The organism is Bradyrhizobium denitrificans, from assembly GCF_013179005.1.
Classification (GTDB): Bacteria; Pseudomonadota; Alphaproteobacteria; order Rhizobiales; family Xanthobacteraceae; genus Bradyrhizobium; species Bradyrhizobium denitrificans.
In genome coordinates this window covers 129,299-142,763 of sequence record NZ_JABFDP010000015.1, presented here as the reverse complement: position 1 = coordinate 142,763, position 13,465 = coordinate 129,299, and the positions used below count along the sequence as shown (strand labels likewise).

The following is a 13,465-nucleotide window of genomic DNA, read 5'->3' as shown; positions in this document are numbered from 1 at the left end:
CGGTCTCACGCAGCGATCCACACGCCGGGGCTGACGCAGCGGCGGATGGTCGTGCCGTGATCGCCGAGGGAATGCAGCATCACCCAGCCATTGACGACGAGGTCGCGCACGCTTGGCTGACGCTGCATGATCTCGTCCATCGCACTCTCGGGCGCGGCGATGAAGACGTTCAACCGAACCGGCTCGTGGACGAGGCGCGTGCCGTCATGCACCGATTGCCAGGGCAAACCGACCCTGAGGTCGCCGGCATTGCCTTCGAGCACGCCGAGCTGACCGACGATGTTGTGCAGCACCTTGTTGCCGCTGCCGAAGGCCGCATTGTTCACCGTCGAGCCGAAATATTGCAGATTGATCCAGTTCGCGACCACCATCGGCGCCGTCATGATCAGCTCCAGCGTGCGATGGCCGTCGTCGCGCTCGGCCTCATAGGAGTGCAGGAACGCGCGACCGCCGAGGTCGAGCCCGCGGGTGAAGCTGCGCGGCGCGGCGATGAAGGCGCAATTGCCGGCGAGCCCCCATTCCGGCCGCACCTGCGACCAGTCGCGGCTGCGCGCGATCACGGCGGCATCGACCGCGGATTTGTCTGGAATGCCGAGCAGCGCGCTGCGCTCGAGCCGCGCCAGCCGCGCGGCATCGGCGAGCCGGGCCTTCAGCCGCGCCAGGTCCTGCGCGAGAGCGGCGGGAATGTCGTCCTCGTCGAACACGGTCACGGCATCGGTGGTCGTGTCATGCAGCGCGCCGAGGAACCAGCAATCCGCGGGGATGTCGATTCCCTTGACGCGCAAGCCGTCACGGACGCGCGGATCGTTGAGGACGGCGGCCGCGACGCGCGCATTGGCCTCGCCGGTGTGGCCGCCGCAGGCGCCACAGTCGAGCCCCGAGGCGTGCGGGTTGTTGACCGTGGTGCTGCCATGGCCAGCCAGCAGCACCAGCCGCGCGAACGGCCCGGTCAGCGACATCGCCTTCAGCGCCGCCTCCGCCATCGCCACGCGCTGCACGTCATTGAAGCCGGTGACGCGCCCGCCGAGTTCGCCCGGGGCCAGCCGCGGCATCACGCGCGCGGCGATCTCCGGGTCGAGACCGTCGACGACGGGCGACGGCACCGGGCGGGTCACGCCGGCGCTGTCGGTCGCGATCTTGGCGGCGAAGCCGAGGCCGGCGGTCTCGACGAAGGAGAACGACGACACCGCCGAGACCTTGAACGACTTCCACGCCTTGGCCGCCCGCCGCCGCAGCAGTCGCAGGCCGAGCACCTCGGCCTGCTCGACATCATCGGCGTCTTTGACGGCCTCGCAGACGATGAAGGCGGGTTTGAGCAGCACCGGGCATTGCGCGCCGCCTCTGGTGTGGCCGATCGGGACATATTCAATCGGGAAGCCGAAGAATCCGGCGAAGCCGATCGTCTCGGCCTCCGGATAGGCCGTCTCCAGCGCCCGCCGGAAGATCTCCGACCGCACGTCGATGCAGAACGCGGCCTGCACCGGAGGACGCGCGGGCAGCCGCGCCACCGCCGCACCCGTGCCGTGGCCGGCGAGCCTGGCGATCAGCTGGTTGCGAATGGCGATTTCATAGGCCTCGTGCAGGACGAGATCGACGGCGAGCTCCGGCGTATCGTCGAGCCGCTGATCATCCGGCAGCTTCGCCGCCTCCTCCATCGCCTGCGCCCAGGCGATCTTGAACGCGGCGTCGGTGCGGGCCTGGAACAGCGCATAGCCCCAGGCAAGCCGGATCGCCAGCAGCTCGACGAGCGTGTCGTCGCGCTGGCCATCGCGTTCGGCGCTCCAGCCGATGTAGCGCGCATAGGCCGACCAGCCGCCGATGTCGAACAGCGCCCGCACCAGATAGTCCTCAACCGCCCGCTCGGGAATGCCGAGCCGGGTGATGATGAGGCCGATCGCCTGCACCGGATCGGCGGGCAGCTCGGCGATGGCGTTCCGGAATCCCGTGAGGCCCATGACCTCGGGATTGCGATCGTAGGCGGCGAGCCTACGCCAGGCGGCGTAGGGCTTCAGACTGCGCACCGGGCTTGGCCAGCTCGCCTGGCCCTCGTCGAAATAGCCGGCGCAGAACGCCGAGATCTCGTCGATCATGAACGCGACCAGCGAGACATAGCGATCGCCTTCGGCGAGCCGGTCGAGCACCTCGGCGACGGTCGCGACGACTGCCGGGGGCGACGACGGAGCTGCCGTGGCCCGCGCCTGCTGCTTGAGCTGCTCGACGTCGAGCCCGACCGAGGGGTGAATGTCGAGCGCGCGCGCCAGCGCGGCGTCGTCGATCCGGCCGTCGTCCAGCGCCTGGCGATAGAACGCGCGCGGCATCAAGATCCGCGTCCGCACCACCCGCTCGAAGGTGGCGGCCGTTGCGGCGAAGCTCTGGCCGGTGAAGCCGAGGAAGGGATTGACCGCAACGAAGTGTTTGAGCGGCCATAGCGGCGCGACCCGCTGGCAGGCGCTGTCGATGCACTCTTTCAGTCGTACATCCGTGGCGGTGTCGACCGGATCGGTTGCGGTGATGGACATTGCGAGGGCGGCCTGGGTCATCGGACTCTCAAAGGATTGGAGGGGGGTTGACTGTCACCGCGAGGTCGCGCTGCGCGGCCACAGCGTCAGCACCAGGCGGTTGGCGAGCGTATTGAGGTAGAGCCCGTTGCGGAGGTGAACATAGGCCGCGATCCAGAATGGCGCGTCGGCCCGGCGCATCATCTGGTTCTGGAACACGGTCACGGCCGCGAACGAGACCACGACGGCGGCTGCGATCAGCATCGGCACGACGCCATCGACCGGGCGCGACGCCGGGATGCTGCCGCCGACCAGCCACGCCATCGCGGCCTGCAGCGCGAAATAGGCGATGGCGACACCGGCCGCCGTCACGGCGGCGCGGACGATGACGAAGGCATTGGGCCGCTCGTCGATGGCATTGGCCATCAGATGCACCAGCCCCATCAGCAGCACCGAGCCCAGCGCGATCTGCGCCGGATTGCTGCGCAGGGTCATGCCGAAGGCGAGTCCGGTCAGCAGCGCCAGCGCGATGACGCCGGCAAGCGCCAGGATCAGCCGCGCCGCATGCGGCTGGCCGCCGGGGCTCGGCGTCCAAGAGGCGCGGGCGAGGTCGATGATGCTCCCCGACGACAGGAAGGCATGCGCCTTGTAGAGCGAGTGCGCCACGATGTGCAGCAGCGCCGCCGAGAAGGCGCCGAGCCCGCATTGCAGCAGCATGAAGCCCATCTGCGCCACCGTCGAATAGGCTAGCTGCACCTTCACCGAGGTCTGCGTCAGCATCACCAGCGAGCCGAACAGCGCGGTGGCGCCGCCGACGACGGCCAGCACGTCCAGCGCCGGCGTCGCCAGCAGCAGCACGTCGCTGAGCCTGAGCACCAGGAAGCCGCCGGCATTGATGATACCGGCATGCAGCAGCGCCGACACCGGCGTCGGCGTCTCCATCACCTCGATCAGCCAGCCATGCAGCGGCAGCTGGGCGGATTTGAGCATCGCCGTCGCGACGATCAGCAGCGCTGCGACGGTCACGAGCGCCGATCCCGCGCCTGCTCCGCTGCGGGCCTGCGCAGCGAGGCTGCCGATCTCCAGCGTGCCGAACTGGACGTAGAGCAGTAGCGCCGCGACCGCGAGGAAGGCGTCGCCGAGCCGGCTCGCCACGAACTTCTTGCGTGAGGCGCGGATCGCAGCCGGCCGTGTGTCGTAGAACAGCAGCAGCTTGCCGAGCGCCAGGCTGGTGGCGACCCAGGCAGCGAACAGCAGCACCAGATTGCCGGAGATCGGCAGCATCAGCACCGCGGCCAGGGTGAGCAGCAGCCAGCGCGTGAACCGGACCTGCCCCGGATCGCCGTCGAGATAGTTGCGGCTGTAGCGGATGACGACGAAGCCGATGAAGCTCACCAGCGTGATGAGGATCGCGCCGAGCGCATCGAGCTGCAGCGACAGGCCGAGCCCATTGCCGCCGAGCAGTGGCGTGCGCCCTGCCCCGACAACAGCGGCGCCGAGGCTTGCGACCGCGGCGAGGGCGAAGGCGAGCGCGGCGGCCGCGATCGCATTGCGTGCGACGGTTCTGGCGCTGCCGCCGGTCCCGGCGAGCGCGGCGACCGCGAGCGTGAACGGCGCAAGCGCCGCAAGACAGGGAAGGAACTGGTTCATGGCGGCCCGGTCGGTTGATCACAGGGGGACGATCTCACCTCTCCTTTACCGGCTGCGGTTCCTTCTTAAAATTTCAATCATTGAACATGATCGTTATAAAATATAGAACGATCGCCATGCCGCATCTGAACTACCACCACCTGCGCTATTTCTGGATCATCGCCAGCGAAGGCAGCATGAGCCGTGCTGCGCAGCGCCTCAACGTCTCACCCTCCTCGCTGTCGGTGCAGGTCAAGGCGCTGGAGGAGCAACTCGGGCAGAAGCTGTTCGAGCGCACCGGCCGTACCCTGCAACTGACCGAAGCGGGGCGCATCGCGCTCGACTATGCCGGCAGCGTGTTCAAGTCGGGCCACGAGCTGATCGAGACCCTCTCGGGCCTGCGTCCCGGACGGCAGCTGCTGCGGGTCGGCGCCGCGGCAAACCTGTCGCGCAACTTCCAGATTGCGTTTCTGAAGCCGCTGATCGGACGAAGCGATGTCGAGCTGATCATCCGCACCGGCCAGTTCAACGACCTGTTGGAGCAGCTCGACGGCCATAAGCTCGACCTCGTCCTCGCCAATCATCCGGCGGCGCCGGACACGCGCAGCAGTTTCGAGAACACGCTGATCGACGAGCAACGCGTCAGCCTGGTCAGCCGCAAGCCGGCCAAGGCCGCCCGCTTCCGCTTTCCGCAGGATCTCGCCACGATGCCGGTGATCCTGCCCGGCCGCGGCAGCGCGCTGCGCTCGGCCTTCGATGCGCTGGTCGGCGGCAGCGGCATCCGTCCGGTCATCGCCGCCGAGGTCGATGACATGGCGATGCTGCGCCTGATGGCCCGCGAGAGCGGTACCGTTACTTTGGTGCCGTCGATCGTGGTAATCGACGAGCTCCGTACTGGCGCGCTGGTCGAGCGCGCGCGGCTGAATGCGCTGAAGGAGCAGTTCTTCGCCGTGAGCCAGCAGCGCCGCTATCCGAACCCGCTGGTAGCGGAGCTGATCGGCTCGCGCAGCAAGAAGGCGGGTTGAGCTGTCGCGAACGCGCCCTCGCCACGAGACGCGGTCACTCCTACACAGATGTCAAACAGCAATGAGGACATGGGATCGCGCTCTCGCGGCCTGATCCGCCCGAGCTTTGCGCAGCATCGCCCTCGTGAATGACGNCCCGAGCTTTGCGCAGCATCGCCCTCGTGAATGACGGGAGGGCGCAGGGAAGGCCGGACCTCGACTGAGGCCCGTGGCCCCCGTGCGACAAAGAATGCACGGGGTAGGAACCACAGGTCCAGCCGGACGACCCGGCCTTCCCTGCGCGATGGCGTTACGATTTATACGCGATCTCCCCGGTGTCCGGCTTGATAGCCACCGTCGCCCGCGCGCTTCGTCAAGACAGCGCAGAGGGCTTGGCGCCAGCATCGGGGCGCCAGGACCACGCGATTTCACCGTGCGCGGCGTGTCGTTCGTCGGCATGATTGATCACGCTGCGACCCGCCGCACCCACCGCATCCAGCTCCCCACGCTCGTGACGACCGCGATACGCCCCTCCTCGCGGAAGCCGGACGCCGCAAAGACTATACGAATTCCGAAATTCGTAAATCGAAATATTTTTCGTCGCAGGTCTGGACAGCGGTTGGCGCCCGCGGGCGTCGGGCAAATCAACGCAACCTGCTGCCCCGCGCCACCTCGAACGGAAACGTCAGAGCTGCGTCACGCCTGAGAGTCAGATGCGGCCAGGCCGCGCGAGCGAGGCGAGTCGCTCACGCGGGAGATGGTATCGGGAGCAGACCTCAGTTGCTTGGACGGCGCAGGGCGCTGTGTCCAAGGAATGCATCAGAGCATCTCAGCCGGGCTGATATTGACGCCCTGTTGGACCAGCACGAGAGAAGCGACGACGCCCGTCAACGCGAACATCGCCACCAGACCAAATCCGGAGTTGAGCGCATGGGGGGCAACCAGGTATTTCGCGACCTTCACTAACATGAATTCCTCCTGAATATTACTAATAGGCATCACTAGAGCGAGGGCGCGTTACTAGGGCGTTTCCAGAACAGTCCACCTCGGCGCGTGGTGGGCGCGTGGTGAATACATCCTTGAATACGCATCGTGTCTGGTATGAACGGGGACTTAATCCGATGACGAGTCCGGCCCCTTTTTCAACTTGCCGGACGCCGGAGGCACACAAATAAGTTGAGCGCCACGTTACCTATCGTCTGACGACGTGTCATGAGCGGCGCATGCAACCGTCTCTCTCGCCGGAGACAGCAACGATCATACGCGACCGCCAGGCTGATCGACCCCGCTTCGCGCGAGCCGTGCAACGACGAGACAGCGTGCCCCGTCAGGGCCGAACTATATCGGACCGAGATCATCAAACTCACTCCGCCTCCCCGCGGCCACCACTGATCACGCGGACCAAGGCATATGAGGATCTGAGTTCCTCGTGAGTCTTTCAACATCGGAATGCCCGGCTGCATCCCGAAGAAGGACGCGACAACAAATCGCGCTGCGGTGCGCCCATGGTGATCGCGGGAATGCGTGGACGATCGCCATGGCACAGTCGAGCAACGGAGCAGGCTCGTCCGGCACAGTCCGGAGGCCGTACACCTCCCAAACTCACGCCTGGCTTGCCGGCGCCGCGTTTCATGCCTCAGGCATCCACGTTGACCGCGCGCGGTCGTAGTTGACAGACATGCGTAACAACGCAATGTGTCAACAGCGACTGAAAGACGTCAGACGGGCTGGAACAAAAGTTCCGTGAGCAGTTCGGTTCCGGGCCGGCCGCGGTTGTCCTTGCAGGGCTGACTAACAACGCACGCGACACGCGTGATGCGTAGTGCGGAGTGCGAGAGCTGGGAGGAGATCGGGGGTGTTTGGTGGCGAATGGCGGTTGGCCGCGAGGTTTAGAAGCTGGCCGATCTCAGCCTACCTTCTTGTTCTCGCCCTCGCGACCTCCATTCCGATCACAGCCTGCGCGGGGTTCCTCGCCTATCACTTCGTCGCCGAGTCCTCGCAGTCCAGGAAGGTCGAGTACGAGGACCGGCTGCGGCTGATGCGCAATGCGACCGAGCTGCGGGTCGCCAATATCATCGAGGATCTGCAGATCCTGGCGCTGTCGCCGTTGCTGGCGGCCGGTCGATTCGACGAGTTCAGGAGCCACGCAGTCGACACGGTCAAACTGATCGGGGGCGTGGCGATTGCATTGTATGAACCTGACGGGCAGCAGCTCGTGAACACCCGGCTGGATCCGGGGACGCCGCTGCCGAAGCGCACAGCCTTCGATGCGGAGCGCCGGGCGATCGAGACCGGGCGTCCGCAGGTGTCCGGCCTGCAGCAGGCGGTGGTGGACGGCCAGCCGATCGTCACCATCGCGGTGCCGGTGCGGATCGCCGGGCAGATCCGCTACGCGCTCAATGTCGGGCTCTCGCCTCGCTATTTGTCGACCCTGATGGATGACTACGTCTCGGGAGGGCTGGTCGGCAGCATCATCGACCAGCAGGGAATATTGCTGGCGCGGCGACCGCTGCTGGACGGCGACGACCTGATCGGACAGCCGACCATTCCCGCAGTGCGGTCCCACGTCGGACAGGTCTCGGCCTGGTGGATCAAGGCCATCTCACGCTCCGGCGTCGCCACCTACACGTCCTTGTTGCGCTCGGACCAGAGCGGCTGGACGGTCAACCTCGCGCTGCCGCGCGAGGCCATTGACGGCCCGCTGCATCGCTTTCTCGCCGAGTTCTCCGACCTCGAGCGCTACGTGTCCGGCTTGCAGAACGGCGTCGTCTCGCCGACGATCGGGCGGATCGCCGAGGTCAACCGCATGAAGCAGGTGCTCCATCTCGTTGGCGGCGAGCTGGCGAGCGCCTTGCGCCAGCAGCGCGACCTGCTCGACGAGATCAATCATCGCGTCAAGAACACGCTCGGCACCGTTCAGTCGATCGCGCGCCTGTCGCGTTCGAGCGCAAGCGACGTCGACCACTATGTCGCAGCCTTCGAAGGCCGCATTCTCGCGCTGTCCGAAGCCTATAATCTCTTGACGGAGAACAATTGGGTCGGCGCCGACGTGAGGGCGATCGTCGAGCGGACGCTCGCCCCCTATGCCGGTCCCGACCGTCTGACCATCAGCGGCCCCAGCCTGCTGCTGCCGCCAAAGCTGACCCTGGCGCTGTCGGCGACGATCCAGGAGCTGAGCACCAACGCCGCCAAATACGGTGCGTTCTCCACACCCTCAGGCAAGCTTGAGATTGCCTGGACTGGTCAGGAAAGCGGCATTGTCCGCCTGATCTGGATCGAACGCGATGGGCCGCTGGTGCGCAAGCCGACACGCCGCGGCTTCGGCACCAAGATGATCACGCGCATGTTTGGCGCCGAGACCGGATGGTCGGTCAACCTCGACTTCGATCCCGACGGCCTGCGCTGCACGATGCAGTTCGGCGTCGAGGCCGATGACGAGAAGGATGTGAGGCTGACCGGTTGAGCCTGCGCACCGCCCCGGGCCGAACGGCCCCGAGCATCGGAGATACGGCTTGCCAATGCCCGATCGGCACGCTTCGGTAGATGTTCAAGCCGATCACCGAGGAGCCGCGCCGCGATGTCCGAGACCGATCCCCTCACCCTGAAATTCCGCTGTCCGACGGAGCTGGAGGGCCTGATTCCGGCGCCGGTGCCGGCGCCGATGGGCGTGCCGGATTGGGTGAAGACGATGCCGGCGACCGCGTTCAGCGCGCTCAACCAGGCGGAGGAGCAGACGGTCAAACGCTGCCCCCCCTTCATCGACGCGATGACCACGGGCTTTCTCATCCCCCTGATCTGCGATCTCAGGGTCGAGGACGGCGGCATCAGCTGGGACAACGAACTGCCGCCGGGCGGCGCGATCGACTTTCCGCGTTCGCCGGTCAGCTTCCACGACGTCGCGCAGGTCACGGGATCGCCGCTGTTCGAGGCCGACCGTTTCCTGCTCAAATTTCACAATCTGTGGACCATCGAGGCGCCGGAGGGCTGGGCGCTACTGTTCACCCATCCTATCAACCGTTTCGACCTGCCGTTCACCACCGTCACCGGACTGGTTGACAGCGATCGCTTTCACGACAGCTTCGTGCATTTCCCCGCGCATTGGCACGACACGGCCTTCCGCGGCGTGCTGCCGAAAGGCACGCCGGTGGCGCAGTGCATCCCGGTCAAGCGGCAGGCATGGGCGATGCAGACCTCGGCTTTCACCGAGGAGGAGATCGCCGAGATCCATGAGGTGCGCGACGCCTTGAAGCGCGAGACCGGCGTCTATCGCAAGCGGTTCAGGGCTTGAGCGCGGCTGCGCCCTCGACCTGCAGGAACTTCGCCGCATCGCTCGGCCGGAAGAAGAAGCGGCCATGCGAGCTGACGACCATCGTGTAGGCCGCGCGGCTCAACAGATGCGGCCGGCCGCGCACCACCGTGCGCAGCGCCGCCTCGGCCCCGGCGCGGTCGCCCATTTCCATCAGGCACATTGCGAGGTTGGCGCGGGTCTGCGTGTCCTCGGGACGCAGGCCCAGCGCGTGCTTGTAGGTGCCCGCGGCCTCCGCATAGTCACCATCCAGAAACTGCACCCAGGCGAGCTCGACCAGGATGTCAGGACGACCCGGCGCGGCCTCGCGCGCCGCGACTAGGTTGGCGCGGGCGCGGGCACGATCATTGGCCTGGAGACAGAGGCGGCCGAGATCGAGCTTGAGGTCGACGCTGTCGGGCGCGAGCGCCAGCGCGTCCTCGATGACCTTGATCGCCTCGGTGAGCTCGGCAGATTTGGCGAGCCGTCCGGCCAGTTCCTGGAATGCCGGCAGAAACGGCGGACGGCGCGCCGCCGTCTTGCGCAGTTGCGCGATGCCGTCGGCCCCACGCCGGGATTCGCATAAGGCGGCGCCGAGCAGCGTCTCGAGCTCCGGATCACTGCCACGCAGGATCGCCTTCTCGAGCGGCGCAACCGCCTCGCTGGCGCGCTGCTGCCCGAGCAGCGCATGGGCGTGAACGAGCAGCGCGGCGCGATCCGTCTTGGCGGTGCGCAGGATAGAAGCCGCGATCTGCTCTGCGCGGGCGAACTGCCTGCCGCGCAACGCCTGGATCGCCTCCTGCAGCGCCTGGGCCTGCAACCTGTTCTGCGCCTTGCTCACGACCTGCCGTTACAACGCGAGGGGGGGACGGCCGATAGCTCTAGCCCGCAGGCAGAAGGGTGTCCAGCAACGGCGTCGCAGCTCACCCAAACAGTGGCGTGCCCGGAACGAAGGCGTCGAAGGCGGCCCAGAACTGGGCGCGATAGCGGTCCTGCTCCTGCAGGATCTCATGCTTGGCCCCGGCGATGACGAGATGCGAGCCGGCCCGCAGATGATAGGCGAACTCCTCGATTGCCGCGGTCGACACCACGGTATCGCTGGAGGCCGCCAGCATCAGGATCGGCTGGCGGATCTGCGAAGGATAGGTCATGCCGCGAAAGGTCATCATCGCCGAAAAGGCGGCGTCGGCCCAGGCCACCGTCGGCGAGGCGATCCCGAGCGTCGGATCCTCCTCGATGATCGCGGCGTTGCGCGCATAGCGGACCGGATCCGACGTCAGCGGATTGTTGACGAAGGGCGCGAGCCCGCTGATCTCGTCCGAGCCGCCCGGCACGGTGCGGCCGCCCTGCCCGGCGATGCGCATCACGCGCAGCAGCAGCCGCGCCGGCAGCGCGGTGCGGTTGCCCGGCAGGTCGATCATCGGCGCCGACAGCACCACGCGGTCGAACCAGCGCTTGCCGGCATGCGCGAGCCTGAGCAACACGGTGCCGCCCATCGAATGCGCCAGCGCGAAGTAGGGCGGCGGACAATCCGGTAGCACGACCTGGGTGACGAAGGTCTCAACGTCGAGCTCGTAGTCGGAGAAGGAGCGCACATAGCCCTTGCGGGAATCGCGCAACCGCCGCGACGAATGGCCCTGGCCGCGCCAGTCGATGATGGCGACCGCAAAGCCGCGGTCGCGCAGATCGCGCACGGTCTCGAAATACTTCTCGATCATCTCGCTGCGGCCGGTGAATACGCAGACCGTGCCCTTGCGTCCGGACGGCGGCGCCCAGCGCGCAAAGCGCAGCTCGGCACCATCGGGAGTCTTGATGGTGCCGGCGGTGGCGTTTTCGGGGACAGGATTGGCGGGAATCGAGACGAGCGTCATGAGGCGTCCATCGAATAGGTGAAAGGCGCCGGGAATCAAGGGGCGGAACGGCAAAAAGAGCCGGTTTTGGGCGGCTTGAAAGCTCAAACGATCGCCCCATATCGAATTCGTGCAGGCCGTCAGGCTGCACGACAGCCCGGCCCGATGGCGGGCGGGTTAGCCAAACAGTCGCTCAATGGAGGACTTGACCATGCGTACCTACGATCTCACCCCGTTCTATCGTTCCACCGTCGGTTTCGACCGTCTGTTCTCGCTGCTCGACCAGGCGACCGCCGAGCCCAGCCCCGGCTATCCGCCCTACAATATCGAGCGCACCGGTGAGAACGCCTACCGCATCACCGTCGCCGTTTCCGGCTTTGGCAAGGATGAGCTCTCCCTCGTCGCGAAGGAAAACACGCTGACGATCAAGGGCGAGAAGGCCGCCAACGAGAACGGCAAGAAGGCTGAGGTGCTGTATCGCGGCATCGCCGCCCGGGCCTTCGAGCGGAGCTTCCAGCTCGCCGACCATGTGGTGGTAAAGAACGCCAGCCTCGAAAACGGCCTGCTCCATGTCGACCTCGTGCGCGAGATCCCCGAGGCCAAGAAGCCGCGGTCGATTCCGATCTCGACGAACGCGCAAGGCTCCGAGCAGCCGGCCATCGAGGGCTCGGCCGCGAAGGCCGCCGCGTAACCGGCCCACCAGCTCGTCAGGAATATCAACGCCCCGGGAAACCGGGGCGTTTTTTATAGCGAAGCGCCCTTTGCCCTCACCAGCGTGGCGCGGCCGGCGTCCTGAAACAATGGTGACGTTTTCGGCGCCCTCGCTCTGCAGCCAGCCGTCCTGCCCGCGAAGGCGGGCATCCGGTATTCCGAGACCGTCATGAGCAAGGTGAGGCCCCAGTGTTGACTGGATCGCCCGGTCAAGCCGGGCGACGACAATTGGGGCTGGGGCAACAGCGGGGGCCGACAGCCTCCCGGCGACGTCTCATCCAGCCGACGTCTAATCCAGCCCCTGGGCCGGCGGCATCTTTGCCGTCGGCAGGATCTGCGGGGCCGGCCTGGCGGGGGCCGCGGTGATGGAACCGGTCGTCTGCGGGGCAGCCGCTGCCGACTGGAGGGGCTTCGCATCTGAAGGCTTGGTCTCTGATGCCTTGGTCTCCGTTGCCTTCGTCTCCGGTGCCTTTGTCTCCGGTGCCTTGGCCTCAACCGGCTTGTTCTCGCTCGCTTTGGGCTGCTCTGCCTTGGGCTGCTCGATTTTGGCCTCGACCGGCCTCGTCTCGGCCGGCTTTACGTCGACAGGCTTGGCGTCCGCCGGCTTGATGTCGGCCGGCCGGGACGCAGCCGGCCTGGGAGCCTCGGCCGGCTTCGGCGCGAGCGCGGCGGTCTGCGGCGAGGGCGCCGCGGGACGGACAGCCGGCGCGGCGCCCCGCGGCGGTTGCTGCGGGGCTGCGGCGGTCGCGATGCGCGGTGCGGCCGGAATGGGCGGCGCCAGCCGCGGATCGGCGCGGATCACCGTCGGAGGCGGCAGCCGGTCGAGGCCGCCGCGCGGCGCCGGCTCGTAGCGCATCCGCTCATACTGCTCGCCCCACTGGAAGGCCGGAACGAAGCGGATGATGCGCCCCGACCGAGCATCGACCACCAGCTTGCCGTCCTCACCGTCGCGATCGAGCACCGCCACGACATAGACATTGCCGCGCTGCCGCGGCGCGCCCAACGGCGAGAAGCCGTTGTCGCGCAGGATGGCATAGACCTCGTGCACCGGCAGGAATGCCGGCGCATAGCCATAATCCGGCTGGTAGCCGTCCTGGCGGTAGACCGGCGCTGGCGGCGTGTAGCGCTGATCGCGATAGCCATAATCGGCGCCGGGGCCATAGCCGTAGCGCGGTGGCGCGGGGACCGCGGCCGGCGGGGGCGGCAGATCCTGATAGGGCTCATCGATATCGGAGACAGCTGTATAGGGCGCCCTCGCTCCGGCCGGGCCAAACGGCTCGGCCTGCGCGGCAAAGGCCGCAAGCAACGAGGCTGACACGGCTCCAACTAGCAACTTCATGGCTCAAAGCTCCTGCATGCCCCCGCACGTGAAGCTGTTCGCTTCTCTCAAGTGGCGCGACGTTCGGCCGTGATTCCGGCGGTCCTGGGTCGGAGAGAAGGCGGGATCGCGGCGACGGGTGTCGAAATCGCGCGCGGCGCGTGATCGGC

General features: G+C 66.9%; 10 protein-coding genes. 4 read left to right on the top strand and 6 right to left on the bottom strand.

The features are described from left to right. Nucleotides 1-5 precede the first annotated feature (5 nt). Together HL671_RS18195 and HL671_RS18190 are read right to left on the bottom strand one after the other, a co-directional pair. The gene (locus tag HL671_RS18195; protein ID WP_172237253.1) at nucleotides 6-2,540 is read right to left on the bottom strand and encodes a YbcC family protein; all 2,535 of its coding nucleotides are present in this window, start codon (nucleotides 2,538-2,540) and stop codon (nucleotides 6-8) included. Nucleotides 2,541-2,573: 33 nt separating this feature from the next. Continuing rightward, nucleotides 2,574-4,148 (bottom strand): NADH-quinone oxidoreductase subunit L, encoded by a 1,575-nt coding sequence (locus HL671_RS18190; RefSeq protein ID WP_172237250.1) that lies wholly within the window; start codon nucleotides 4,146-4,148, stop codon nucleotides 2,574-2,576. Between the two features lie 116 nt (nucleotides 4,149-4,264). Between HL671_RS18190 and HL671_RS18185 the strand changes: the two genes are divergently transcribed. After that, nucleotides 4,265-5,152: a LysR family transcriptional regulator gene (locus tag HL671_RS18185; protein WP_012041654.1), complete on the top strand. Its 888-nt coding sequence runs from the start codon at nucleotides 4,265-4,267 to the stop codon at nucleotides 5,150-5,152. A gap of 798 nt (nucleotides 5,153-5,950) precedes the next feature. On the opposite strand, the gene HL671_RS18180 is transcribed toward HL671_RS18185, so the two are convergent. Then, nucleotides 5,951-6,100, bottom strand: coding sequence for a hypothetical protein (locus HL671_RS18180; RefSeq protein WP_012041653.1), 150 nt, complete (start codon nucleotides 6,098-6,100; stop codon nucleotides 5,951-5,953). Between the two features lie 886 nt (nucleotides 6,101-6,986). On the opposite strand from HL671_RS18180, the gene HL671_RS18175 reads away from it, so the two are divergent. Together HL671_RS18175 and HL671_RS18170 are read left to right on the top strand one after the other, a co-directional pair. After that, nucleotides 6,987-8,594, top strand: coding sequence for a sensor histidine kinase (locus HL671_RS18175; RefSeq protein ID WP_172237247.1), 1,608 nt, complete (start codon nucleotides 6,987-6,989; stop codon nucleotides 8,592-8,594). Nucleotides 8,595-8,708: 114 nt separating this feature from the next. Then, entirely contained in the window at nucleotides 8,709-9,419 is a 711-nt protein-coding gene (locus HL671_RS18170) for a hypothetical protein (protein WP_172237244.1), read from the top strand. On the opposite strand, the gene HL671_RS18165 is transcribed toward HL671_RS18170, so the two are convergent. Both HL671_RS18165 and HL671_RS18160 read right to left on the bottom strand, forming a co-directional pair. Further along, nucleotides 9,409-10,257, bottom strand: a complete 849-nt coding sequence (locus tag HL671_RS18165) for a tetratricopeptide repeat protein (protein ID WP_172237241.1) — start codon at nucleotides 10,255-10,257, stop codon at nucleotides 9,409-9,411. The genes HL671_RS18170 and HL671_RS18165 overlap by 11 nt on opposite strands. A gap of 82 nt (nucleotides 10,258-10,339) precedes the next feature. Next, a complete protein-coding gene (locus HL671_RS18160; RefSeq protein WP_172237238.1) occupies nucleotides 10,340-11,287 on the bottom strand; it encodes an alpha/beta fold hydrolase in 948 nt (315 codons plus the stop codon). 190 nt (nucleotides 11,288-11,477) lie between these two features. Between HL671_RS18160 and HL671_RS18155 the strand changes: the two genes are divergently transcribed. After that, nucleotides 11,478-11,957 carry an Hsp20 family protein gene (locus HL671_RS18155; RefSeq protein WP_012041648.1) on the top strand — a complete coding sequence of 160 codons (480 nt, stop codon included), beginning with the start codon at nucleotides 11,478-11,480 and terminating at the stop codon, nucleotides 11,955-11,957. A 309-nt stretch (nucleotides 11,958-12,266) separates the two neighbouring features. On the opposite strand, the gene HL671_RS18150 is transcribed toward HL671_RS18155, so the two are convergent. Next, entirely contained in the window at nucleotides 12,267-13,316 is a 1,050-nt protein-coding gene (locus HL671_RS18150; protein ID WP_172237236.1) for a hypothetical protein, read from the bottom strand. Nucleotides 13,317-13,465 lie beyond the last annotated feature (149 nt).

What these genes read in the sequence shown, in the direction of transcription:
- HL671_RS18195 (WP_172237253.1), bottom strand. Translation starts at nt 2,540, where the DNA reads ATGACCCAGGCCGCCCTCGCAATGTCCATCACCGCAACCGATCCGGTC.
- HL671_RS18190 (WP_172237250.1), bottom strand. Translation starts at nt 4,148, where the DNA reads ATGAACCAGTTCCTTCCCTGTCTTGCGGCGCTTGCGCCGTTCACGCTC.
- HL671_RS18185 (WP_012041654.1), top strand. Translation starts at nt 4,265, where the DNA reads ATGCCGCATCTGAACTACCACCACCTGCGCTATTTCTGGATCATCGCC.
- HL671_RS18180 (WP_012041653.1), bottom strand. Translation starts at nt 6,100, where the DNA reads ATGTTAGTGAAGGTCGCGAAATACCTGGTTGCCCCCCATGCGCTCAAC.
- HL671_RS18170 (WP_172237244.1), top strand. Translation starts at nt 8,709, where the DNA reads ATGTCCGAGACCGATCCCCTCACCCTGAAATTCCGCTGTCCGACGGAG.
- HL671_RS18160 (WP_172237238.1), bottom strand. Translation starts at nt 11,287, where the DNA reads ATGACGCTCGTCTCGATTCCCGCCAATCCTGTCCCCGAAAACGCCACC.
- HL671_RS18155 (WP_012041648.1), top strand. Translation starts at nt 11,478, where the DNA reads ATGCGTACCTACGATCTCACCCCGTTCTATCGTTCCACCGTCGGTTTC.
- HL671_RS18150 (WP_172237236.1), bottom strand. Translation starts at nt 13,316, where the DNA reads ATGAAGTTGCTAGTTGGAGCCGTGTCAGCCTCGTTGCTTGCGGCCTTT.